Source organism: Streptomyces sp. NPDC020884, assembly GCF_044333935.1.
Taxonomy (GTDB): Bacteria; Actinomycetota; Actinomycetes; order Streptomycetales; family Streptomycetaceae; genus Streptomyces.
Genome location: NZ_JBIRRY010000013.1, coordinates 186,013 through 207,935, shown reverse-complemented (window position 1 = coordinate 207,935; position 21,923 = coordinate 186,013). Strand labels below are relative to the sequence as shown.

Annotated in this window: 22 protein-coding genes; 11 read left to right on the top strand and 11 right to left on the bottom strand. The window is 71.8% G+C overall.

What is annotated here, in order from left to right; translation table 11 throughout:
* The first annotated feature begins 4 nt into the window (after positions 1–4).
* The 5 genes from folP to ACH4UK_RS33955 all read left to right on the top strand — a co-directional run bounded on the left by folP (position 5) and on the right by ACH4UK_RS33955 (position 2,993).
* On the top strand, positions 5–802 hold the full coding sequence (folP, locus tag ACH4UK_RS33975; RefSeq protein WP_398362734.1) for a dihydropteroate synthase: 798 nt from the start codon (positions 5–7) through the stop codon (positions 800–802).
* Positions 799–1,272 (top strand): nuclear transport factor 2 family protein, encoded by a 474-nt coding sequence (locus ACH4UK_RS33970; RefSeq protein WP_398362639.1) that lies wholly within the window; start codon positions 799–801, stop codon positions 1,270–1,272. The genes folP and ACH4UK_RS33970 overlap by 4 nt, the downstream gene beginning before the upstream one ends.
* A 190-nt stretch (positions 1,273–1,462) precedes the next feature.
* The gene (gene folB, locus ACH4UK_RS33965; RefSeq protein ID WP_003968268.1) at positions 1,463–1,822 is read left to right on the top strand and encodes a dihydroneopterin aldolase; all 360 of its coding nucleotides are present in this window, start codon (positions 1,463–1,465) and stop codon (positions 1,820–1,822) included.
* Positions 1,819–2,430: a 2-amino-4-hydroxy-6-hydroxymethyldihydropteridine diphosphokinase gene (gene folK / locus ACH4UK_RS33960; protein WP_398362637.1), complete on the top strand. Its 612-nt coding sequence runs from the start codon at positions 1,819–1,821 to the stop codon at positions 2,428–2,430. Before folB ends, folK begins: the two co-directional genes overlap by 4 nt.
* 74 nt (positions 2,431–2,504) lie before the next feature.
* The gene (locus ACH4UK_RS33955) at positions 2,505–2,993 is read left to right on the top strand and encodes a DUF3180 domain-containing protein (RefSeq protein WP_398362636.1); all 489 of its coding nucleotides are present in this window, start codon (positions 2,505–2,507) and stop codon (positions 2,991–2,993) included.
* A 36-nt stretch (positions 2,994–3,029) separates the two neighbouring features.
* Here ACH4UK_RS33955 and folE read toward each other — a convergent pair whose 3' ends face one another.
* The 6 genes from folE to dacB form a co-directional block, all read right to left on the bottom strand.
* Complete coding sequence (gene folE, locus ACH4UK_RS33950; protein ID WP_398362634.1) at positions 3,030–3,635, bottom strand: GTP cyclohydrolase I FolE; 606 nt, start codon at positions 3,633–3,635, stop codon at positions 3,030–3,032.
* A gap of 170 nt (positions 3,636–3,805) precedes the next feature.
* Entirely contained in the window at positions 3,806–5,863 is a 2,058-nt protein-coding gene (ftsH, locus tag ACH4UK_RS33945; protein ID WP_398362632.1) for an ATP-dependent zinc metalloprotease FtsH, read from the bottom strand.
* A 182-nt stretch (positions 5,864–6,045) separates the two neighbouring features.
* Entirely contained in the window at positions 6,046–6,585 is a 540-nt protein-coding gene (gene hpt / locus ACH4UK_RS33940; protein WP_069756216.1) for a hypoxanthine phosphoribosyltransferase, read from the bottom strand.
* A 97-nt stretch (positions 6,586–6,682) separates the two neighbouring features.
* Entirely contained in the window at positions 6,683–7,798 is a 1,116-nt protein-coding gene (tilS, locus tag ACH4UK_RS33935) for a tRNA lysidine(34) synthetase TilS (protein ID WP_398362630.1), read from the bottom strand.
* A gap of 186 nt (positions 7,799–7,984) precedes the next feature.
* Positions 7,985–9,121: a zinc-dependent metalloprotease gene (locus ACH4UK_RS33930; protein ID WP_398362628.1), complete on the bottom strand. Its 1,137-nt coding sequence runs from the start codon at positions 9,119–9,121 to the stop codon at positions 7,985–7,987.
* Between the two features lie 58 nt (positions 9,122–9,179).
* A complete protein-coding gene (gene dacB, locus ACH4UK_RS33925; protein WP_398362626.1) occupies positions 9,180–10,625 on the bottom strand; it encodes a D-alanyl-D-alanine carboxypeptidase/D-alanyl-D-alanine-endopeptidase in 1,446 nt (481 codons plus the stop codon).
* Positions 10,626–10,738: 113 nt separating this feature from the next.
* On the opposite strand from dacB, the gene ACH4UK_RS33920 reads away from it, so the two are divergent.
* Positions 10,739–11,233 carry an inorganic diphosphatase gene (locus tag ACH4UK_RS33920; RefSeq protein WP_018959738.1) on the top strand — a complete coding sequence of 165 codons (495 nt, stop codon included), beginning with the start codon at positions 10,739–10,741 and terminating at the stop codon, positions 11,231–11,233.
* A 179-nt stretch (positions 11,234–11,412) separates the two neighbouring features.
* On the top strand, positions 11,413–13,116 hold the full coding sequence (locus ACH4UK_RS33915) for a threonine/serine exporter ThrE family protein (protein WP_398362624.1): 1,704 nt from the start codon (positions 11,413–11,415) through the stop codon (positions 13,114–13,116).
* Positions 13,117–13,201: 85 nt separating this feature from the next.
* Here ACH4UK_RS33915 and ACH4UK_RS33910 read toward each other — a convergent pair whose 3' ends face one another.
* Positions 13,202–13,927, bottom strand: a complete 726-nt coding sequence (locus tag ACH4UK_RS33910; RefSeq protein ID WP_398362622.1) for a DedA family protein — start codon at positions 13,925–13,927, stop codon at positions 13,202–13,204.
* A 149-nt stretch (positions 13,928–14,076) separates the two neighbouring features.
* Here ACH4UK_RS33910 and ACH4UK_RS33905 point away from each other — a divergent pair, with 149 nt between their 5' ends.
* The 4 genes from ACH4UK_RS33905 (at position 14,077) to ACH4UK_RS33890 (ending at position 18,020) form a co-directional block, all read left to right on the top strand.
* Positions 14,077–14,442 carry a YbjQ family protein gene (locus ACH4UK_RS33905; RefSeq protein WP_030331636.1) on the top strand — a complete coding sequence of 122 codons (366 nt, stop codon included), beginning with the start codon at positions 14,077–14,079 and terminating at the stop codon, positions 14,440–14,442.
* Positions 14,443–14,504: 62 nt separating this feature from the next.
* Entirely contained in the window at positions 14,505–15,785 is a 1,281-nt protein-coding gene (locus ACH4UK_RS33900; protein WP_398362620.1) for an ion channel protein, read from the top strand.
* 127 nt (positions 15,786–15,912) lie between these two features.
* Positions 15,913–16,536, top strand: a complete 624-nt coding sequence (gene wrbA, locus ACH4UK_RS33895; RefSeq protein ID WP_398362618.1) for an NAD(P)H:quinone oxidoreductase — start codon at positions 15,913–15,915, stop codon at positions 16,534–16,536.
* Between the two features lie 56 nt (positions 16,537–16,592).
* On the top strand, positions 16,593–18,020 hold the full coding sequence (locus ACH4UK_RS33890) for a glutamate decarboxylase (protein ID WP_398362616.1): 1,428 nt from the start codon (positions 16,593–16,595) through the stop codon (positions 18,018–18,020).
* A 12-nt stretch (positions 18,021–18,032) separates the two neighbouring features.
* Here ACH4UK_RS33890 and ACH4UK_RS33885 read toward each other — a convergent pair whose 3' ends face one another.
* From ACH4UK_RS33885 to ACH4UK_RS33870, 4 genes are all read right to left on the bottom strand, one after another.
* Positions 18,033–18,863: an ABC transporter permease gene (locus ACH4UK_RS33885; RefSeq protein WP_398362614.1), complete on the bottom strand. Its 831-nt coding sequence runs from the start codon at positions 18,861–18,863 to the stop codon at positions 18,033–18,035.
* Positions 18,860–19,834: an ATP-binding cassette domain-containing protein gene (locus tag ACH4UK_RS33880; protein ID WP_398362613.1), complete on the bottom strand. Its 975-nt coding sequence runs from the start codon at positions 19,832–19,834 to the stop codon at positions 18,860–18,862. The genes ACH4UK_RS33885 and ACH4UK_RS33880 overlap by 4 nt, the downstream gene beginning before the upstream one ends.
* 77 nt (positions 19,835–19,911) lie before the next feature.
* The gene (locus ACH4UK_RS33875; protein WP_398362611.1) at positions 19,912–20,553 is read right to left on the bottom strand and encodes a PadR family transcriptional regulator; all 642 of its coding nucleotides are present in this window, start codon (positions 20,551–20,553) and stop codon (positions 19,912–19,914) included.
* Between the two features lie 17 nt (positions 20,554–20,570).
* Positions 20,571–21,902, bottom strand: coding sequence for an MFS transporter (locus tag ACH4UK_RS33870; RefSeq protein ID WP_398362610.1), 1,332 nt, complete (start codon positions 21,900–21,902; stop codon positions 20,571–20,573).
* Between the last annotated feature and the right edge of the window lie 21 nt (positions 21,903–21,923).

The following is a 21,923-nucleotide window of genomic DNA, read 5'->3' as shown; positions in this document are numbered from 1 at the left end:
GGTCATGGGCGTCGTCAACGTGACGCCCGACTCCTTCTCCGACGGCGGCCGCTGGTTCGACACCACGGCCGCGGTCAAGCACGGTCTGCACCTGGTGTCCGAGGGCGCGGACCTGGTGGACGTGGGCGGGGAATCTACCCGTCCGGGCGCCAGCCGGGTGGACGAGGCCGAGGAACTGCGCCGGGTCGTCCCGGTCGTGAAGGGGCTGGCCTCCGAGGGCGTCACCGTCTCCGTGGACACCATGCGCGCCCGCGTCGCCGAGCGGGCCGTCTCCGCCGGGGCCGTCCTGGTCAACGACGTCAGCGGCGGCCTCGCCGACCCGGACATGATCCCGGCCGTCGCCGCCGCCGGGGTCCCGTTCGTCGTGATGCACTGGCGCGGCTTCAGCGAGTCCATGAACAGCCGCGCGGTGTACGGGGACGTGGTCGCCGAGGTCCTCGACGAGCTGCGGCAGCGGATGGACGCGGTGATCGCGGGCGGCGTCGCCCCCGAACGCGTCGTGATCGACCCCGGCCTCGGCTTCGCGAAGGACGCCGCCCACGACCTGACGCTCGTGGCCCACCTGGCCGAGCTGCACGCGCTGGGCCGCCCGCTGCTGGTGGCCGCCTCCCGCAAACGCTTCCTCGGGCACGTCCTGGCCGGTCCGGGCTCCGCCCCACCGCCCGCCCGCGAACGCGACGCGGCCACCGCGGCCGTCTCCGCGCTCGCCGCGCAGGCCGGCGCCTGGGCGGTCCGGGTCCACGAGGTACGCGCCACCGCCGACGCGGTCCGCGTCGCCCGCGCGGTCGAGGGAGCCGCGTGAACGAGGAGCACGCACGGGCCGCCGCCGACATCGCGGAGGTCGAGACGGCCAACACCGCCTTCTACGAGGCCATGGAACGCGGTGACCACGAGGAGCTCTCCGAGCGCTGGCTGCCGGGCGAGGACCTCACCGTCTCCTGCGTCCACCCCGGCTGGCCGGTGCTCACGGGCCGCAGCGAGGTGCTGCGCAGCTACGCCCTGATCATGGCGAACACCGAGTACATCCAGTTCTTCCTCACCGACGTCAACGTCTCGATGACGGGCGACACCGCCCTGGTCACCTGCACCGAGAACATCCTCAGCGGCGGCCCGGCCGAGGACGGCAACGCGCTGGGCCCGCTCGTCGGGCAGCTGGTCGTCGCCACGAACGTGTTCCGGCGCACCGCCGACGGCTGGAAGCTCTGGTCCCACCACGGGTCGCCCGTCCTGGCGGAATCCGACGAGGACGACGACGAGGAAACACCCTCATGAGTGGGTACGGGACGGGTAGGGATTGGAACCCATGACCGCCGGGTAGGGGCGGCTACCAGCCCGGTGCGGCCCCGTCCGCGGCCCCCACGGGCGAGCGCCGTCGGTGCTCGCAGGTAGATTCACCAGACGGCACCTCGCCGCCCGCACGCGGCCGGGTGCCTCTCGACCAACAACAGCAGGAGTGATTCGCGTGGATCGTGTCGCGCTGCGCGGCCTCAAGGCCCGTGGGCACCATGGCGTCTTCCCCCGGGAACGGGAAGAGGGCCAGACCTTCATCGTCGACCTGGTGCTCGGCCTCGACACCCGCCCCGCGGCAGCCACCGACGACCTGGCCCGCACCGTGCACTACGGCGTGGTGGCCGAGGAGGTCGTCGACGTGGTGACGGGCGAGCCGGTCGATCTGATCGAGACGCTCGCCGAGCGCATCGCCCAGCAGTGCCTGAAGCACGAGGGTGTCCAGGAGGTCGAGGTCGTGGTGCACAAGCCGGACGCGCCGATCACCGTCCCCTTCGACGACGTGACCATCACCATCACCCGGAGCCGAGCATGACTGCATTTTCCACCGAAGGGCAGAGCGACCCGACCGTACAGCCGGTTCCGACCGCCGTCGTCCGGCAGGTGGACGCCGCGGACATCACGCTCTCCAACCCCAAGATGGCCGTGATCTCCCTCGGCTCCAACCTGGGCAACCGGCTGGAGACCCTCCAGGGGGCCGTCGACGCCCTCGAGGACACCCCGGGCCTCCGGGTCAAGGCCGTCTCCCCGGTGTACGAGACGGAACCCTGGGGCGTCGAGGCGAACTCCCAGCCCTCGTACTTCAACGCGGTCATCCTCGTGAAGACGACGCTGCCCCCCGCCTCCCTGCTGGAGCGCGGCCAGGCCGTCGAGGAGGCCTTCGACCGGGTCCGCGAGGAGCGCTGGGGCCCGCGCACCATCGACGTCGACATCGTGGCGTACGCCGATGTCCTCTCCGACGACCCGGTGCTCACGCTCCCCCACCCGCGCGCCCACGAGCGGGCCTTCGTCCTCGCCCCCTGGCACGACGTGGACCCCGAGGCCCAGCTGCCCGGCGCCGGGCCGGTGGCCCAGCTGCTCACCGAGGTCGGCCGCGACAGCGTCCTGCCCCGCGCCGACCTGGAACTGCGCCTGCCGGAGTAATCGTTAGGCTCGACGGACGGTGGTCCGGCGCACGGCCGGACCGGGCACAGGCGGCACGAAGGGCGGCTCACTCGGTGAAGCAACTACGGCTCGGGGTACTGGCGGGCCTCTTCGCCGCCGCCGGGGTCCTCTCCTGGGGCGGGGCCCGCCTCTGGGACTCCCTCGGCACCCTGCCGAGCGTCCCGCTGGCCGCGTCGATCGTCCTCGCCGTGATCGCGGCGATCCTGCTCGCGACCGCGCTCTCCACCCGCGCCCGCCTCCGCGCCCAACGCGAACGCCGCCCCGGAGCCAAGGGCGTCGAGCCCCTGTTCGCGGCCCGCGCGGTCGTCTTCGGCCAGGCGAGCGCCCTGGTCACCGCTCTGGTCGCCGGAATGTACGGCGGCGCCGGCGTCTTCCTCCTGAGCTACCTCGACATCCCGCCCCGCCGCGACCAGGCCATCTACGCGGGCGCGGCGGTGGTCGCCGGCATCGCGGTCATCGCGGCCGCCCTCTTCCTGGAGCGCGTCTGCCGCCTCCCGGAGGACGGCAACGACCACGACGGCACGGGCGCGGCGGCCGCGTAGACGCGGTCGCCGGCCCGTACAGCGCGTCTCGGGGCGTCAGCGCGCCATGATGAGGCTCATCGCCTCGGCGCGGGTCGCGGGGTCGCGGAGCTGGCCGCGCACCGCGGAGGTGATGGTCTTCGCGCCGGGCTTGCGGATCCCCCGCATGGACATGCACATGTGCTCGCACTCGACGACGACGATGACGCCGCGCGGCTCCAGGATCGACATGAGGGACTCGGCGATCTGGGTCGTCAGCCGCTCCTGGACCTGGGGGCGTCGGGCATAGACGTCCACGAGCCGGGCCAGCTTGGACAGGCCGGTGATCTTGCCGGTGGAGGCCGGGATGTAACCGACGTGGGCGACACCCCTGAACGGCACCAGGTGGTGTTCACATGTACTGAACACCTCGATGTCCTTGACCAGCACCATCTCGTCGTGACCCAGGTCGAACGTGGTCGTCAGAACGTCCTCGGGCTGCTGGTACAGGCCCGCGAATATCTCCTTGTACGCCCGCGCCACCCGCCCCGGCGTCTCCCGCAGGCCCTCGCGGTCCGGGTCCTCTCCGACGGCGATCAGCAGTTCGCGTACGGCCGCCTCGGCCCGCTTCTCGTCGAATTCGCCGATCGAACCCTGGCCGTCCAGCGTCACCGGGTCGGTCATCTGTGCCTCGTTCCTCTGTGCTGTCCCGTGCGCGGGTTCGCGATCGGACATCGCGGGCATACGGAAAAGCCGCGCCCCCACAGGCTAAAACCTGGGGGGCGCGGCTTCCATTCCGGGACCGGGTCGGCCCCCGTGACGGGGGTCTCACCGGAGTCGGTCCGGGTCCGGCTTCAGCTCTCGGGACGCTCCTCGGGGATCGCCTCGGTGGACGGGGCGATGTCCTTCGTCAGGTCCGTCGGGGCGATCTCCGGCGGGGTGGCCGAACCGTTGGCGATCGAGGCGCCGTTGGTGAGGGCCAGCTCCTTGGGAGAGAGCACCGGGGGCCGCGTCGACGGGGTGCGTCGGGCGGATCCGGTCCATGCCGGGCGGGCGGGGCGCCGGACGAGCGGGGCGAAGATCTCCGCGATCTCGCCCTTGCCCAGCGTCTCCTTCTCCAGCAGTTCGAGCACCAGGGCGTCGAGGATGTCGCGGTTCTCGACGAGGATCTCCCACGCGTCGTTGTGGGCGGTCTCGATGAGCTTCTTGACCTCCTCGTCGACCAGTGCCGCGACCTCTTCCGAGTAGTCGCGCTGGTGGCCCATCTCGCGGCCCAGGAAGGGCTCCGAGTTGTCGCCGCCGAACTTGATCGCGCCGAGCCGCTCCGTCATGCCGTACTGCGTGACCATCGCGCGGGCCGTTGCCGTGGCCTTCTCGATGTCGTTCGCCGCGCCGGTGGTCGGGTCGTGGAAGACCAGCTCCTCGGCCGCACGCCCGCCCAGCATGTACGCCAGCTGGTCGAGCATCTCGTTGCGGGTCGTGGAGTACTTGTCCTCCTCCGGGAGCACCATCGTGTAACCGAGGGCGCGGCCGCGGGAGAGGATCGTGATCTTGTGGACCGGGTCCGACTGGGGGGAGGCCGCCGCGACCAGGGCGTGTCCGCCCTCGTGGTACGCGGTGATCTTCTTTTCCTTCTCGGACATGATCCGGGTCCGCTTCTGCGGGCCCGCCACGACGCGGTCGATGGCCTCGTCGAGGCTCTCGTTGTCGATGAGCTTCTTGTTGCCGCGCGCCGTCAGGAGCGCGGCCTCGTTGAGCACGTTCGACAGGTCGGCGCCGGTGAAGCCGGGCGTGCGTCGGGCGACGGCGCCGAGGTCGACGCCCTCCGCCACGGGCTTGCCCTTCTGGTGCACCTTGAGGATCTCGAGCCGGCCCTGCATGTCCGGGCGGTCGACCGCGATCTGCCGGTCGAAGCGTCCCGGGCGCAGCAGCGCCGGGTCGAGGATGTCGGGGCGGTTCGTGGCGGCGATCAGGATGACGCCGCCCTTCACGTCGAACCCGTCCATCTCGACGAGCAGCTGGTTGAGCGTCTGCTCGCGCTCGTCGTGACCGCCGCCCATGCCGGCGCCGCGATGGCGGCCGACGGCGTCGATCTCGTCGACGAAGACGATCGCCGGGGCGTTCGCCTTGGCCTGCTCGAAGAGGTCGCGCACCCGGGAGGCGCCGACGCCGACGAACATCTCGACGAAGTCGGAACCGGAGATCGAGTAGAACGGCACGCCCGCTTCGCCGGCGACGGCGCGTGCGAGCAGCGTCTTGCCCGTACCGGGCGGCCCGTAGAGCAGGACGCCCTTGGGGATCTTGGCGCCGACGGCCTGGAACTTCGCCGGCTCCTGGAGGAACTCCTTGATCTCGTGGAGTTCCTCGACCGCCTCGTCGGATCCCGCCACGTCGGAGAAGGTCGTCTTGGGGGTGTCCTTGGTGATCAGCTTGGCCTTGGACTTGCCGAACTGCATGACCTTGGATCCGCCGCCCTGCATCTGGTTCATCAGAAACAGGAAGACGACCACGATGAGGACGAAGGGCAGCAGCGAGAGGAGGATCGAGACGAACGGGGACTGCTTCGACGGCGAGACGGTGTAACCCTTCTCGATGTCACCGTTCTCGAACTTCTGCTGCAACGTGTCGGCGAGCTCGACGCCCTGGTTGCCGATGTAGCTCGCCTGGAACTTGCTGCCGGACTCGCCTTCGAGCTTCTGGCCCTTCTTCAGCTCGATCTTGAGGATTTGTTCGTCACCGGTGGTCAGCTTGGCCTGCTCCACCTGGTCCTTGCTGATCGCCTGGATCACCTTGCCGGTGTCCACGGTCTTGTGGCCACCCGACGAGCCGACGACCTGCATCAACACGACCACGGCGAGGACGGCCAGCACGATCCACATGACGGGCCCACGGAAGTATCGCTTCACGTCCATCCATACGGAGCGAAGATGCCCCGTCCCTCCTGCCCGTAGGTAAATGCTGCTGTTTGAAAAGAGTGTTCTTCGGACGGTACCCCAGCATCGTCACCCGCGACTGCGGGGTACGGCGGAGAAACCTGCTTTCGAAGCTCCAACGGCCCGAAGGCAGTGAGGGTTCCCCAGCGGGTCGGCCGGGGTCAGCCGCCGTAGACGTGCGGGGCGAGCGTGCCGACGAAGGGCAGGTTGCGGTACTTCTCCGCGTAGTCCAGCCCGTAGCCGACGACGAACTCGTTGGGGATGTCGAAACCGATCCATTTCACATCGATCGCGACCTTTGCGGCATCCGGCTTGCGCAGCAGGGTGCAGACCTCCAGCGAGGCCGGCTCCCGGGAGCCCAGGTTGGACAGCAGCCAGGACAGCGTCAGACCGGAGTCGATGATGTCCTCGACGATCAGGACGTGCTTGCCCTTGATGTCGGTGTCCAGGTCCTTGAGGATCCGGACGACGCCGGAGGACTGGGTGCCCGCTCCGTACGAGGAGACGGCCATCCAGTCCATCGTGACGGGGGTGGACAGCGCGCGCGCCAGGTCCGCCATGACCATCACCGCGCCCTTGAGGACGCCGACGATGAGCAGGTCCCTGCCCGCGTACTCCGCGTCGATCTTCGCGGCCAGCTCGACGAGCTTCGCGTCGATCTCTTCCTTGGTGAGGAGCACCGACTGAAGGTCGGTACCCATGTCCTTCTCGTTCACCCACGTCTCTTTCTCTGCCTGCCGGCCCGGGGCGCGCCCCGGGCCGGGCCGGCTGTTCGCCTGCACTTCAGCCGCTTGCGCGTCAGCTCTGCCGAATGACCAGTCTGCCACCCTGCCGCATCGCCTCGACGCGGCCGGGCAGGTTGATGGCCCGCTGGCCGCGCCAGCCGGTGATCAGACGGTCGACTTCTTCGAGGTGCCGGGCGAAGAGGGAGCCGGCGGGCGCCCCGGCCTCGATCAGGGCGCGGCGCAGCACCCGGCGGCGTACCGCGGGCGGCAGGACGTAGAGCTTGGCGCACTCCAGGCGGCCGGTGTCGTCGCGTACGGACAGCTCGGCCTCGGCGGCCCAGGTGTCCAGGGCGTCGGCGTCGTCACGGGAGAGCTGGGCGGTACGGGCGAGGGCTTCGACGACGCCTTTGCCGAGCGCCTTCTCCAGGGCGGGCAGGCCTTCGTGGCGGAGCCGGGAGCGGGTGTAGGCGGGGTCGATGTTGTGCGGGTCGTCCCAGACGGGCAGGGACTGGACCAGGCAGGCCTTGCGGGCGGTCTGCCGGTCGAGCTGGAGGAAGGGGCGGCGGTAGCGGCCGGCCGGCCCGGAGGCGGCGGCCATGCCGGAGAGGGAGCGGATGCCGGAGCCGCGGGCCAGGCCGAGGAGGACGGTCTCGGCCTGGTCGTCGCGGGTGTGGCCGAGCAGGACGGCGGCGGCGCCGTGGCGTTCGGCGGCGGCGTCCAGCGCTGCGTAGCGGGCGTCGCGGGCGGCGGCCTCGGGGCCACCCTCGCGTCCGACGTGCACGGCGACGGCCTCGACGGGGTCGAGGTCCATGGCGGTGAGCCGGGTGACGACCTCGGCGGCGCGGAGCCCGGATCCCGGCTGGAGGTTGTGGTCGACGGTGATGCCGCCGGCCCGGACGGCGAGTTTGCGGGCCTCGAACGCGAGGGCGGAGGCGAGCGCCATGGAGTCGGCGCCGCCGGAGCAGGCGACGAGCACGAGCGGGGTGTCGGGCCGTGCGGGTCGTTCGGGGAGAGTCGGCCTGCCCGCGGCGCCGGCCTCGGCGTAGGGGGAGCAGGCGGCGTGCGCCGGGCGCCTCGCCGCTTCGGCGGGCCGGTCGTGGTCGGCGTGCCGGTGGAATTCGGTGAGTACGTCGTGGAGTACGCGGCGGACCGCCAGGCGTATCGCCGCGACCGCAGGATGGGGACCCATGTCCGGTGCCCTTCGTGGAGTTCGGGAGGAGCGTCGAGCGCCGGAACGCGTGAGTCCCGTCACTCAGAGTGCGTCGATGGTGACAGAGGCAAGCTGTTCATCGAGCATTGCACGCCTTCCCATGCCCCTATGGTCCCTCGGATGGGTGATTGGAGGGCCAATTTCCGTCCGCGGGCGGCCTGATGGTCAGGATTCGGCCTTACGGTGCACCCGCGCGACCCAGTCGGCGGGCTTGGCGATCTCGGCCTTGGTCGGGAGGGTGTTCGGTGAGGTCCAGACGCGGTTGAAGCCGTCCATGCCGACCTCTTCGACGACCGATCGTACGAACTTCTCGCCGTCCTTGTACTGCCGGAGCTTGGCGTCCAGGCCGAGGAGCTTGCGCAGGGCCTGGTCGAGGCGGCCCGCGCCCTGGGCCCGGCGCTGCTGGAACTTCTCGCGGATCTCGGTGACGGAGCCGACGACCTCGGGGCCCACGCCGTCCATCACGAAGTCCGCGTGTCCCTCCAGGAGGGACATGACGGCGGTGAGGCGGCCGAGCACCTCGCGCTGGGCGGGGGTCTGGACGATGTCGACGAGGCTGCGGCCGCCGTCCTCGCCCTGTTCGCCCTCGGGCCGTCCGGCGCCGGAGAGGGACTGGGCGGCCTCGCGCAGGCGCTCCACGAAGGTCATCGGGTCGACGTCGGTCTCGTCGAGGAACGTCTGGATCTCGCCCTGGAGGTGGTCGCGGAGCCAGGGCACGCCGGTGAACTGGGTGCGGTGGGTCTCCTCGTGGAGGGCGACCCAGAGCCGGAAGTCGTGCGGGTCGACGTCCAGCTCGCGTTCGACGTGGACGATGTTGGGGGCGACGAGGAGCAGCCGGCCGCCGCCGTTCGCGGAGGCGGGCAGCTCCCGGGTGGCCGGGGCGAAGGTCTCGTATTGGCCGAGGACCCGGGAGGCGAGGAACGAGAGCAGCATGCCCAGCTCGACGCCGGTGACCTTGCCGCCGACCGCGCCGAGGACGGCTCCGCCGGGTCCGGCGGAGCGGCGGCTCTCCATCTTGGCGAGGAGGGGGCGCAGCAGTTCGCGGAAGCCGGCGACGTTGGCCTTGATCCAGCCGGCCCGGTCGACGACGAGGACGGGGGTGTCCTCGGGTTCGGTCCCTTCGGGGATCATCCGGGTGAAGAGCCGGACGTGCTCCTCCGAGGCCTTGGCGTGTCGCCGGAGCTCCGCGACGACGGCGCGGGCCTCCTCACGGCTGATGTCGGGCCCAGGCCGCACGAGCCGGGTCGCGGTCGCCACCGCGAGATTCCAGTCGACCATCTCGGCACCACCGATGCTCGTCATGCGTCAACCGTACGTGAGCCCGTCGTCCGGTGGTGGGGTCTTGCGGGCGTCCTGCCGGTCAGGCCGGGCCGGCCAGTGCGGTGGCCAGGGCGTCGAGGGCGGGTTCGGCCTCGGTCGCGGACCGGCTGCCGGAGGCGAGGAAGGCGAAGGCGAGCAGTCGGCCCCGGGAGTCGACGACGGTTCCGGCGAGGGAGTTGACGCCGTTGAGGGTGCCGGTCTTGGCGCGGATCAGGCCGGTGCCTTCGGAGTCCTGCCGGTAGCGGTCGTCGAGGGTGCCGCTGAATCCGGCGATCGGGAGGCCGGTGAGGACCGGGCGCAGCCCGGGACGTTCGGGGTCGGCGGCGCGGGCGAGGAGAGCGGTGAGGAGGGCGGGGGTGACCCGGTCCTCGCGGTCCAGGCCGCTGCCGTCGGCGAGGTGGGCGCCGGCCAGCGGGATGTGGAGCTTCTTCAGTTCGTTGGTGACGGCGCGGCGGACTCCGGCGAAGTCGGCGCTCTCGCCCTTGGCGATGGCGGTCTGCCGGGCGAGGGCCTCGGCGATGTCGTTGTCGCTGTTGGTGAGGGTGCGCTCGACGAGGGCGGAGAGCGGGGCCGAGCGGTGGGTGGCGACGGTGCGGGACTCGGCGGCCGGGCGGGCCTCGCGGGGGGTTCCCGTGACCTTGACGCCGGCCTTCCTGAGCTCGGCGGCGAAGGCTCGGGCGGCGTCGCCCGCGGGGTCGTCGGTGCGGTCGGCGGGGCCGCGGTCCGTGTCGTCGAGGCGGCCCTCGTCGACCATCAGGGCGGTGACGGGCGCGATGTTCTCGTTGGGGCTGATCGGGTGGAGCACGGGGCCGGTGTAGCGGGAGGTGTCGTAGGCGAGCCGCACCGAGGCCCGGTCGTCCTCGCGCAGGGCGTCGGCGGCGTCGGCGGCCATCGTGCGCAGGGCGGCGGCGCTCAGGGTGGGGTCGCCGCCGCCGACGAGGGTGAGGGTGCGGGAGTCGGGGGAGAGCGCGGCCGTGGTGGCGATGCGGTGGTCGGGGCCCAGGACGGAGAGCGCGGCGGTGGTGGTGGCGATCTTGATGGTGGAGGCCGGCGTCATCGGAGCGGTGGCGCCGTGTCCGTACAGCTGCTTGCCGGTGGCGGTGTCGACGACGGACGCGGCGACCTTGGTGCCGAGTTCGGGCGCGCCGATGAGCGGGGCGAGGATGTCGCGGAGTCCGGCGGGGTCCTGGGGGGCGTCGTGGACGGTGGTGCCGAGGGCGGGCAGGACGGGCGGGGCGCTGGGGGCCGGGCGGGGGCCGTCGGGCGTCGGGCGTCCGTGATGTGCGCCACCTGTCCGGTCCGCGGCGACTGCCAGCTCCCGCTCGGCCTTACGCTGACCGTTGTCCCAGGGGCCGGTGGCGAGGACGGCACCGGCGGCGACGACCAGGCCGAGCGTTGCGGAGCCTGCGATGACCTGCCAGGTGTGGAGCCCGTGGGGTCCGCCCTTAAGGATCTTCAGCCTGCCCCATGGGTCCGACGGGCGCATCGACGGTCTTTCCACCGGCTCGGCCACCGTTGACCAGCCCCTTTCGCGAGCACTCTTCTGCGTGAGGGACACTTAATCACCAGTCGTATGTGTTGATCATGGAGGAGCCACCCGTGGAGTTCGACGTCACCATCGAGATCCCGAAGGGTTCGCGGAACAAGTACGAGGTGGACCACGAGACCGGTCGGATCCGCCTGGACCGTCGACTCTTCACCTCGACCAGTTACCCGGCCGACTACGGCTTCGTCGAGAACACCCTCGGCGAGGACGGCGACCCGCTGGACGCGCTGGTCATTCTGGACGAGCCGACCTTCCCCGGTTGCCTCATCAAGTGCCGTGCCATCGGCATGTTCCGGATGACCGACGAGGCGGGCGGCGACGACAAGCTGCTCTGCGTCCCGGCGTCCGACCCGCGGGTGGAGCACCTGCGTGACATCCACCACGTGTCGGAGTTCGACCGCCTGGAGATCCAGCACTTCTTCGAGGTCTACAAGGACCTGGAGCCGGGCAAGTCCGTCGAGGGCGCCGACTGGGTCGGCCGTACCGAGGCGGAGGCCGAGATCGAGGCCTCGTACAAGCGTCTCGAGGCGCAGGGCGGCGCGCACTGACGTCCCTCTTCCGGTTCCGTTTGTGAGCCGGACGGCCGTCTCGGAACGGGCGGTACACCCTCGCGGGTGTGCCGCCCGTTTCGCTGTCCGCGGTCACCGCGTGTGCGGGGCCCATGACGGTGGCCATACTGGGCACACGTGCGGCCGAAGGGTGTGCAGCCGAGGAGGAGCGAGGTCGAGTGGTGGCGGAATCGGGCGGTCCGGAGGACCAGAAGCCCCAGTCCGACGAGGCACGCAGTGCTTTCTCCCCGCCCGCGGGGACGAGTCAGCCGGCGTCGCCGCCCGAGGAGGACCATCCGACGTCGGAGTTCGCGCTGCCGACCGGCGTGCACCAGGACGCGAGCGGTCCTGCCCCCTCGGGCAGCGGCCCCGGTGGCGGTGGGAACTCCGACACGCTGAGTTCCGCTTTCACCCCGCCGAGCGCGTACAACGCCCAGCACGCACCGCCCGCGTTCACTCCGGCGCAGGGCATTCCGATGGTCAAGCTGACCAAGGAAGCGCCCTGGCAGGACCGGATGCGCACGATGCTGCGGATGCCGGTGACCGAGCGCCCGGCCCCGGAGGCGATCCAGCGCACCGATGACGACACGGGGCCCGCCGTGCCGCGTGTGCTCGACCTGACGCTGCGTATCGGGGAGCTGCTGCTGGCGGGCGGCGAGGGCGCCGAGGACGTCGAGGCGGCGATGTTCGCGGTGACCCGGTCCTACGGTCTCGACCGCAGCGAGCCGACGGTGACGTTCACGCTGCTGTCCATCTCGCACCAGCCGTCGCTGGTCGACGACCCGGTGACGGCGAGTCGCACGGTGCGCCGCCGGGGTACCGACTACACGCGTCTGGCGGCCGTGTTCCGGCTGGTCGACGACATCACGAGCACCGATGCCGATGTCTCGCTGGAGGAGGCCTACCGGCGGCTCGCGGAGATCCGCCGTAATCGGCACCCGTACCCGGGCTGGGTGCTGACGGCGGCGGCCGGGCTGCTGGCCGGTTCGGCTTCCGTGCTGGTCGGCGGTGGGGCGCTGGTGTTCATCGTGGCGGCGGCGGGCGCGATGCTCGGCGACCGGCTGGCGTGGCTGTGCGCCGGGCGCGGGCTGCCGGAGTTCTACCAGTTCACGGTGGCCGCGATGCCTCCCGCCGCGATGGGGGTGGCGCTGACGCTGACCCATTCGACGGACATCCGGCCCTCGGCGGTGATCACCGGTGGGCTGTTCGCTCTGCTGCCGGGGCGGGCGCTGGTGGCGGGGGTGCAGGACGGGCTGACCGGCTACTACATCACCGCGTCGGCCCGGCTGCTGGAGGTCATGTACTTCTTCATCGGGATCGTCGCGGGTGTGCTGATCATCCTGTACCTGGGGGTGCAGCTGGGGGCCGAGCTCAATCCCGAGGCCCAGCTCGTGGGCCACGACCGGCCGGTGATCCAGATCCTGGTGTCGATGTCGCTGAGTCTGGCCTTCGCGGTGCTGCTCCAGCAGGAGCGGTCGACGGTGCTGGCGGTCACCCTCAACGGCGGCGTGGCCTGGATCGTCTTCGGGGCGATGGCCCAGACGGGGAAGATCTCGCCGGTCGCGGCGACGGCGGTGGCGGCCGGCCTGGTGGGCCTGTTCGGCCAGTTGTTCTCGCGCTACCGGTTCACCTCGTCGCTGCCGTACATCACGGCGGCGATCGGGCCGCTGCTGCCGGGTTCGGCGACGTACTTCGGTCTGCTCGGCGTGGCCCAGAACGATGTGACCCGGGGTCTGACCTCGCTGTCGACGGCGGTCGCGACGGCGCTGGCCATCGCGATCGGGGTGAACCTGGGGAGTGAGATCTCGCGGTTGTTCATGGGGGTGCCGGGCGCGGTCGGCGGGGCGAGCCGCCGGGCGGCGAAGCGGACCCGCGGGTTCTGAGCCCGCCGGGCGTCGTGTACGCGAAGAAGGCGCCCCTCCCGCAGATCTGCGGGAGGGGCGCCTTCTTCGCGTCCGTACTCGGGGGTCAGCGCTTGGCGTGCCGGCCGCGCTGGCCGGAGGGGCCGTTGCCGCCGGCCGGGGGGCGGCCGGAGCCGTCGTCGCCGTCCGCCGCCTCGGCCGCGGCGGCCTTCTTGTTCTGGCTGCGGGCCCGCAGCACCTCGATCACGATCGGCACCACGGAGATGAGCACGATCAGGATGAGGATCATCTCGATGTGCTCGTGCACGAAGTCGATCTTGCCGAGCATCGCCCCGAGCACGGTGACGCCGACGCCCCAGAGGATCGCGCCGACGACGTTGTACGTGATGAAGGAGCGGTAGTTCATCCGGCTGACGCCGGCGATGATCGGCGTGAAGGTGCGCACGATGGGCACGAAGCGCGCCAGGACCAGGGACTTCGGGCCGTGCTTCTCGAAGAACTCGTGGGCCTTCTCCACGTTCTCCTGCTTGAAGAGGCGGGAGTCGGGGCGCCGGAAGAGGGCCGGGCCGACCTTGCGGCCGAAGAGATAGCCCACCTGGTCGCCGACGATCGCGGCGACGGCGACCAGCGTGCAGACCAGCCAGAGCGGGTACTTCAGCTGCCCCGTGGTCACCAGCAGCCCCGTGGTGAACAGCAGCGAGTCGCCGGGCAGGAAGAAGCCGATCAGGAGGCCGGACTCGGCGAAGACGATGAGGAGGAGGCCGGGGAGTCCGAACGTGTTGAGCAGATAGTCCGGGTCCAGCCAGCTCGGTCCGAGCGCAAGCGTATTCAAGGGTCCGGGCTCCAGGATGTGTGCGATGGCGGCTGCGTGGCCGCCCCAAGCTATCAACGCCCGATGGACGCCCTTGGTTCCAGTGGCGCACGGCGGGAATGCGCATCCTGGGAAGCAGCCCGAAGGTGATCACAGGAGGTGCCACAAACATGGGCATTGAGGAATTCGGCGGCGGCCAGGCCGCCCAGGCGGACGTGCTGGTCGTCACCACGAACGACGTACCCGGCTATCAGGTGACCCAGGTCATCGGCGAGGTCTTCGGACTGACCGTGAGGTCGCGTCACCTCGGCAGCCAGATCGGCGCCGGGCTGAAGTCGATGATCGGCGGCGAGCTGAAGGGGCTGACCAAGACGCTGGTGGAGACCCGCAACCAGGCGATGGAACGACTCGTGGAGCAGGCGAGGGCCCGGGGCGCCAACGCGGTCCTGATGATGCGCTTCGACGTCACCGAGGCGGCGGACGTCGGCACGGAGGTCTGCGCGTACGGGACGGCGGCGGTGATCAGCAAGGGGTGACGCGGCACAGCTGGGGCCACCATTGAGGCGTTTTATCCGTTTCGTCACCCTATGGTGAGTCGGTGGCCCCAGAATCCCCCGCTCCGCCGCGCCCCCCGGCCGCCCCGGCCCGGCGGCTCCTGCCGCTCGTCCTGCCCGCGATCGCCGTCGGCGTCGTCTGCGCGCTGATCCTCCTCGGGGTGAGCCTGCTGGCGGAGGGGCTCCAGGACGTGCTGTGGGAGACCCTGCCCGACGCCCTCGGGGTGGGGCGGTTCTCCTCGCTGTGGATGATCGTGATGCTCACCGCGACCGGCCTCGCGGTGGGCCTCGTCCTGCGGGGCGTGCCCGGTCACGGCGGCCCCGATCCGGCCACCACCGGGCTGGTCGACGCCCCGATGCGGCCCGGCATCGTGCCCGGACTGCTCCTGGTGACGGTCCTGGCGCTGGCGGGCGGGGTCAGCCTCGGTCCGGAGAACCCGATCACCGCGGCCAACATCGCGCTGGCCTTCTGGCTCGGCCGGCGGTTCGCGCCCGGCGCGCCGGGCGAGCTGTGGGTGTCCCTGGCCGCGGCCGGGACGATCGGGGCCCTCTTCGGCACGCCGATCGCCGCCGCGCTGATCCTCTCCGAGACGCTGGCCTCGCAGCCGGGGCCGGGGGCGTTCTGGGACCGGCTGTTCGCCCCGCTCGCGGCCGGCACGGCCGGCGCGCTGACCATGTCGCTGCTCGCGCACCCCAGCTTCGACCTGTCCCTCCCGGCGTACTCCGGAGCGCACTGGGGCGATCTGCTCTCCGCCCTGCTGATCGCCTCGGCGGGCGCGCTCCTCGGCCTGCTGGCGGTGTACGCCTTCCCGGTCGCGCACCGGTTCTTCATGGCCCTGCGGCATCCGGTGCTCGCCCTGACGGTGGGCGGACTGGTGCTGGGACTGCTCGGCGCGCTGGGCGGCCACCTCACCCTGTTCAAGGGGCTCGACGAGGTGAAGGAGCTGGCCGGGGACCCGGACGGCTGGTCGGCCGGGGCGTTCGCGGGGATGGCGGTGGTGAAGATGGCCGCCCTCGTGATCGCGGCCACCTGCGGCTTCCGGGGCGGCCGGATCTTCCCCGCGGTCTTCGCCGGGGTGTCGCTCGGGCTCTGCGCCCACGCGCTCGTCGACGCGGTCCCGGCGGCGCTCGCGGTGTCCTGCGCGGTGCTGGGCGTCCTGCTCGCCGTCACCCGGCAGGGCTGGGTGAGCCTGTTCACCGCGGCGGTGCTGGTCAGCGACGCGTCCGTGCTGCCGCTGCTGTGCGCGGCCACCCTGCCCGCCTGGCTGCTGGTCACCGGGCGGGCCCAGATGCAGCTGGACGGGGACGGAAAGCCCCTGCGGTGAGGCGGCGGCGCGCGCGGTCACGGCGAAGGCTCCGTCCGGCGCGCCGGACACGCTGAACCTCCGTATCGTCGATCTCGTGCGCTTTTACGCCGCTTTGCACTGATGCTGCTTCGACGGAGGTCCCCGCATGCCCACGCCCGTCAACGTCGCCGTCGTCTACTACTCGTCCACCGGCACCGTCGCCACGATCGCGAAGGCCATCGCCGAGGACGCGGAGCGGGCCGGGGCACAGGTGCGGCTGCGCCGGGCGGCGGAGCTCGCCCCGCAGTCGGCCATCGACTCCAATCCCGCGTGGGCCGCGAACGTCGCCGCGACCGCGGACATCCCCGAGGTGTCGGCGGACGACATGGCGTGGGCGGACGCGGTGATCTTCGGTTCGCCGACCCGGTACGGGAACATCACCGCCCAGCTGAAGCAGTTCATCGACACGCTCGGCTCCATGTGGCAGGCCGGGCAGCTCGCCGACAAGGTCTACAGCGGCTTCACCTCCAGCGCCACCGCCCACGGCGGCCAGGAGTCCACGCTGCTCGCGCTCTACAACACGATCCACCACTTCGGCGGCATCCTCGTCGCCCCCGGGTACACCGACCCCACGAAGTTCGTGGACGGCAACCCGTACGGCACCTCCCACGTCGCCGGGCAGGGCGACATCCCGGTCGGCGAGCAGACGCGCACCGCCGCACGCGTGCAGGCCGAGCGGGTCGTGAAGTTCACCCGGGCCATCAAGGCGGGCCTGGCCGCCGAGGGCTGAGCGGCCGGACGCCGTACGCGACACGAAGCCGAGCGAGCCGAGAGAAGGACTCCCCCATGCCGCTCCACCGAGGCGCCCACCCGGAACAGGACGAACCCTCCGACGAGCGGCGCCGGCTCGCCCTGAACCCCTTCTTCGGCGAGGCGGACCCGACGGCCGCGATGAACACCGCACCGCCCCGGCACCGGCTGCCCGACGGGCCGCTGCCGCCGCTGACGGCGTACCGGCTGGTCCACGACGAGCTGATGCTCGACGGCAACTCCCGGCTCAACCTGGCCACGTTCGTCACCACGTGGATGGAGCCGCAGGCCGGCGTCCTGATGGCCGAGTGCCGGGACAAGAACATGATCGACAAGGATGAGTACCCGCGCACCGCCGAGCTGGAGCGGCGCTGTGTGGCGATGCTCGCCGACCTGTGGAACGCCCCCGATCCGAGGGCGACCGTGGGGTGTTCGACCACCGGGTCCAGCGAGGCGTGCATGCTCGCGGGGCTCGCCCTGAAGCGGCGCTGGGCGAAGCGGAACGCGGACCGCTATCCGGCGACGGCGCGGCCCAATCTGGTGATGGGCGTCAACGTGCAGGTCTGCTGGGAGAAGTTCTGCGCCTTCTGGGAGGTGGAGGCCCGGCTGGTCCCGATGGAGGGCGAGCGGTTCCACCTGGACCCGGCGGCCGCCGCCGAGCTCTGCGACGAGAACACCATCGGGGTCGTCGGGATCCTCGGCTCCACCTTCGACGGGTCCTACGAGCCGATCGCCGAGCTGTGCGCGGCCCTGGACGCCCTTCAGGAGCGCACCGGCCTCGACATCCCGGTCCATGTGGACGGGGCGTCCGGCGCGATGGTGGCGCCGTTCCTCGACCCGGACCTGGTGTGGGACTTCCGGCTGCCGCGGGTGTCCTCGATCAACACCTCGGGCCACAAGTACGGCCTCGTCTACCCCGGGGTCGGCTGGGCGCTGTGGCGTACGGCGGACGCGCTGCCGGAGGAGCTGGTCTTCCGGGTCAACTACCTGGGCGGCGACATGCCGACCTTCGCGCTGAACTTCTCCCGGCCCGGGGCGCAGGTGGTCGCGCAGTACTACACGTTCCTGCGCCTCGGGCACGACGGCTACCGGGCGGTCCAGCAGGCCTCCCGGGACGTGGCCCGCGGCCTGGCCCGTGCGGTGGCGGACCTCGGCGACTTCCGGCTGCTCACCCGGGGCGACGAGCTGCCGGTGTTCACCTTCACGACGAACGAGGACGTCCACGCGTACGACGTGTTCGACGTCTCGCGCCGGCTGCGGGAGCACGGCTGGCTGGTACCCGCCTACACCTTCCCCGCCAACCGGCAGGACCTGTCGGTGCTGCGGGTGGTGTGCCGCAACGGGTTCTCCTCCGACCTGGCCGAGCTGCTGATCGAGGACCTGAAGCTACTGCTGCCCGAACTGCGGTCGCAGAAGCACCCGTTGAGTCACGACCGGCCGACCGCGACGGCCTTCCACCACTGACGCCCCGGCCCCCTACCGGCTGAGGCGGGCGAACCTGCCCACCGCCAGCGGGAAGAACACCGCGACGATGGCCACCGGCCAGAGCACCGCCAGGAGTTGAGCGTGCTCGGCGGCCCAGGAACCGGTCGCCCCACCGGGGTTGCCGAACAGGTCCCGCACGGCGGTGGCCGTCGCCGACATCGGGTTCCACTCGACCGCCGCGCCCAGCCAGCCCGGCATCGAGTCGGGGGTGGCGAACACGTTGGAGAGGAAGCCGACCGGCCAGACCAGGATCTGGACCGCCGCGACCATCTCCGGCCGCCCCGCCACCATGGCGAGCTGGATGCCGACCCAGAGCATCGCGAACCGCAGCAGGAGCAGCAGCCCCACCGCCCCCAGCGCGGCGGCGGCCCCGTTGTGCCAGCGCCAGCCGACCGCGTACCCGACCCCCGTCATCACCGCGAGCGCGGCCGTCGACTGGAGCATGTCCGCGGCGCTGCGGCCGACCAGAACGGCCCCCGGGACCATCGGCATCGAGCGGAAGCGGTCGATGACGCCCTTGCCGAGGTCCTGGGTGACCGCGAGCATCGTGCTCTCCAGGCCGAAGGCCATCGTCAGCGCGAGCATCCCGGGGACCAGGAACTCGGTGGGGTCGCCCTCGACGCCCCGGCCGCCGCCGACCAGGTACGTGAACATCAGGAGCAGCATCACCGGGAAGACCAGGTTGACGAGGACCGCGACGGGCTGCCGGGCCCAGTGCGCCAGTTCGCGGCGGGTCATCGTCCAGGAGTCGGCCAGCGCCCAGCCGAGGCGGGAGGAGGCCCCGCCCGGTCCGGGGACCGCCGTCGTCGTCGTCGCGCTCATGCCGTCGCCTCCGCCTTCTCCGTCTGCTGTACGGTCCGTTCGCCGGCGGGCCGGCCGGTGAGGGACAGGAACACCTCGTCCAGGGTCGGGCGGCGCACCGCGATGTCCTCCGCCTCGATGCCCGCCTCCTCCAGCAGCCGCACCGTCCGGGTCAGCGCCGCCATCCGGTCCGGGGCGGGCGCGCCGATCAGCCGTCGGTCGGCGTCCAGCACCAGGTCCGCGCCGCCGAGCAGGGCGGCCGCCTCCACCAGCCGGGAGGCGTCGCGCAGGACGATGTCGATCCGGTCGCCGCCGACGAGGGCCTTCAGCTCGTCGGGGGTGCCCTCGGCGACCGCCCGGCCGCCGTCGATCAGGGAGATCCGGTCGGCCAGCTGGTCCGCCTCGTCCAGATACTGCGTGGTCAGCAGCACCGTGGCGCCCCCGCCGACCAGGGACCGCACCGCCTCCCACACCTCGGCCCGGCCGCGCGGGTCGAGGCCGGTCGTCGGCTCGTCCAGGAACAGCACGTCCGGATCGGTGATCAGCGACGCCGCCAGGTCCAGCCGCCTGCGCATGCCGCCGCTGTACTGCTTGACGGCCTTGCGCCCGGTGTCCGCGAGGCCGAACCGCTCCAGCAGCTCGTCCGCCCGGCTGCCCGCCCGGCGTGCGCCCAGGTGGTACAGCCGCCCGAACATCTCCAGGTTCTGCCGCCCGCCGAGCTGCTCGTCCACCGCCGCGTGCTGCCCGAGCAGCCCGATCCTGCGCCTCACCTCGCCCGCCCGCTCGCGGACGTCGAGGCCGGCCACGGTCACCCGGCCCGCGTCGTGGCGCAGCAGCGTCGACATGATCCGTACGGCGGTGGTCTTGCCCGCCCCGTTGGGGCCGAGGACTCCGTGCACGGTGCCGCTGCCGACGGCCAGGTCCAGTCCGTCCAGGGCGCGCTTCTCCCCGTACCGCTTGTGCACACCGTCCATGACGATCGCTTCGGTCACGATTACCGCACCCTCCTGTAGTCAAACTTGACTAGCAGCTCGAAGGTAAACCCCGTTCCGGCATTCGTCAAACTTGATTAGTCGCGGTCCCCGGGATCGGGGACACCGGTGGCGTAGGGGTTCTCCTCGCCCGCGGCGAGCACTCCGACGAACGGGTCGCCCTCGCCCGCGAAGGTGTACGCGCCGCCCTCGATGCGGGCGATCAGGCCGCGGGTCCACTCCGCGCCGCTGTCGGCCGAGTGCACCCACAGGTTCATGATCTCGCCGATGTGGCCGAGGGATTCGGGGCCGTCCTCGGGCGTGTAGTACTCGGTGACCGATTCCCGCCACCCCGCGATGCCCTCGATCCGCTCCCTGAGCAGCCCGACCGCCTCCTCGCGGGGCAGGTCGACGATGAACCCGATCGCCGCCGAGAGGACGTCCGTGCTCTGGTCGTAGGCGCGGATGGCGTCGCGCAGCAGGGTGCGGTACTCCGCCAGCCCCTCGTCCGTGACCTCGTACTCGGTGCGCGGCGGGCCGCCCGCCGTGGAGGGGGCCGTCTCGTGCGCGAGGAGCAGTCCCTGCTTCGCCATCTGCTTCAGGGCGTGGTAGATCGACCCGGGCTTGGCGTTGGACCACTCGTGCGCGCCCCAGTACTCCAGGTCGTTGCGGACCTGATAGCCGTGCGCCCGGCCGTGCATGCGCACGGCGCCGAGAACGAGCAGCCGGATCGCGGACATGACACCCACCTTCCTATTCAACTTTGACTAGGGTAGCCCGCGCGCTTGCCGGCGGGCCCGCGGTGTGCCCTCACGCGGACGGCCGGGGCCAGCAGCGCCGCGACCAGGCACCCGGCCGCCAGCGCGGCCCACACCACGTCGTACGCGCCGAACGCGTCCCGCGCGGTGGCGCCGAGGAAGGCCGAGGCGCCCGCCCCCAGTTGGTGGGCCGCGTTCGTCCAGCCGAAGACGACGGGGCCGTCCTCCCCGTACACCCGGCGGGCGAGTTCGATGACGGGCGGCACGGTCGCGACGTCGACGAGCCCGTAGACCACCACGAACAGGAGCATCGGGGCCGTGACCGCGGAGCTGAACACCAGCGGCAGGGCGAGCAGGGTGAGCGCGCGGACGGCGAAGCAGACGGTCAGCAGGCGGCGCGGGTCGAAGCGGTCCGTCAGCCAGCCGGACAGGAGCGCGCCGAGGGCGGAGAAGACCCCGACGAGGGACAGCAGCGACGCCGCCGCCGTGGCCCGCATGCCGTGATCGTGCGCGGCCGGGGCCCAGTTGGACCACATGATGCCGTTGGTGGACGCCCCGCAGAGGGCGAACATCCCGGCCAGCAGCCAGAACGGGCCGGTACGCGCCGCGCGCAGGAGCACCTTCAGCGTCCGGGCCGCCGCCCCGGGAGCCGGGGGCGGCCGGGGGACGGACTCCGTCGCCCCGTACGGCTCGACGCCCGCGTCGGCGGGGTGGTCGCGCAGCAGCAGGAACACCAGGGCGGCGACCGCCAGGGCCGCGAGCGCCAGCGTCACCACCGGCGGACGCCAGCCGAAGCGGCCGACGGACCAGGCCAGCAGGGGCAGGAAGAGCAGCTGGCCCAGGTGGCTGGAGGAGCTGAGCGCACCGGTCACCAGGCCGCGCCGCCGGACGAACCAGCGGGAGGTCACCCCGGCGGCGAACGTCATGGTCAGGCAGCCGCTGCCGAGGCCGATCAGCACGCCCCAGTACGCGACCAGCTGCCACGGCCGCGTCATCACGCCGGTGAGCAGCGCCCCCGCCGCGACCAGCAGCAGGGCGCCCATGACCACCCGGCGGGCCCCGATCCGGTCCATCAGCGCCGCCGCGAACGGTGCGGTGAGGCCGAAGAGCACCATGTTCACCGAGGCCGCAAGCGCGATCTGCCCGCGCTCCCAGGCGTACTCCTCGTGCAGGGGCGTCACCAGCAGGCCCGGCACGGTGGTGAACGCGCCGGCCGTGACGATCGCCGCGCCCGCGACGGCGGCCATCAGCCAGGCGCGGTGGGCACAGGACCGGCGGGAGGGAGAAGTGGGGGTGGGCGTCGGGGGCGGGGTCGGGGTCGAAGGGGCCATACGGGCAGCCTGGCGAGCGGG

Excerpts from the sequence above, each read along its gene's own strand:
- folP (WP_398362734.1), top strand. The coding sequence starts at position 5 with ATGGGCGTCGTCAACGTGACGCCCGACTCCTTCTCCGACGGCGGCCGC.
- folK (WP_398362637.1), top strand. The coding sequence starts at position 1,819 with ATGACTGCATTTTCCACCGAAGGGCAGAGCGACCCGACCGTACAGCCG.
- folE (WP_398362634.1), bottom strand. The coding sequence starts at position 3,635 with ATGACCGACCCGGTGACGCTGGACGGCCAGGGTTCGATCGGCGAATTC.
- ftsH (WP_398362632.1), bottom strand. The coding sequence starts at position 5,863 with ATGGACGTGAAGCGATACTTCCGTGGGCCCGTCATGTGGATCGTGCTG.
- hpt (WP_069756216.1), bottom strand. The coding sequence starts at position 6,585 with ATGGGTACCGACCTTCAGTCGGTGCTCCTCACCAAGGAAGAGATCGAC.
- tilS (WP_398362630.1), bottom strand. The coding sequence starts at position 7,798 with ATGGGTCCCCATCCTGCGGTCGCGGCGATACGCCTGGCGGTCCGCCGC.
- ACH4UK_RS33930 (WP_398362628.1), bottom strand. The coding sequence starts at position 9,121 with ATGACGAGCATCGGTGGTGCCGAGATGGTCGACTGGAATCTCGCGGTG.
- dacB (WP_398362626.1), bottom strand. The coding sequence starts at position 10,625 with ATGCGCCCGTCGGACCCATGGGGCAGGCTGAAGATCCTTAAGGGCGGA.
- ACH4UK_RS33905 (WP_030331636.1), top strand. The coding sequence starts at position 14,077 with ATGGGCATTGAGGAATTCGGCGGCGGCCAGGCCGCCCAGGCGGACGTG.
- wrbA (WP_398362618.1), top strand. The coding sequence starts at position 15,913 with ATGCCCACGCCCGTCAACGTCGCCGTCGTCTACTACTCGTCCACCGGC.
- ACH4UK_RS33890 (WP_398362616.1), top strand. The coding sequence starts at position 16,593 with ATGCCGCTCCACCGAGGCGCCCACCCGGAACAGGACGAACCCTCCGAC.
- ACH4UK_RS33885 (WP_398362614.1), bottom strand. The coding sequence starts at position 18,863 with ATGAGCGCGACGACGACGACGGCGGTCCCCGGACCGGGCGGGGCCTCC.
- ACH4UK_RS33875 (WP_398362611.1), bottom strand. The coding sequence starts at position 20,553 with ATGTCCGCGATCCGGCTGCTCGTTCTCGGCGCCGTGCGCATGCACGGC.
- ACH4UK_RS33870 (WP_398362610.1), bottom strand. The coding sequence starts at position 21,902 with ATGGCCCCTTCGACCCCGACCCCGCCCCCGACGCCCACCCCCACTTCT.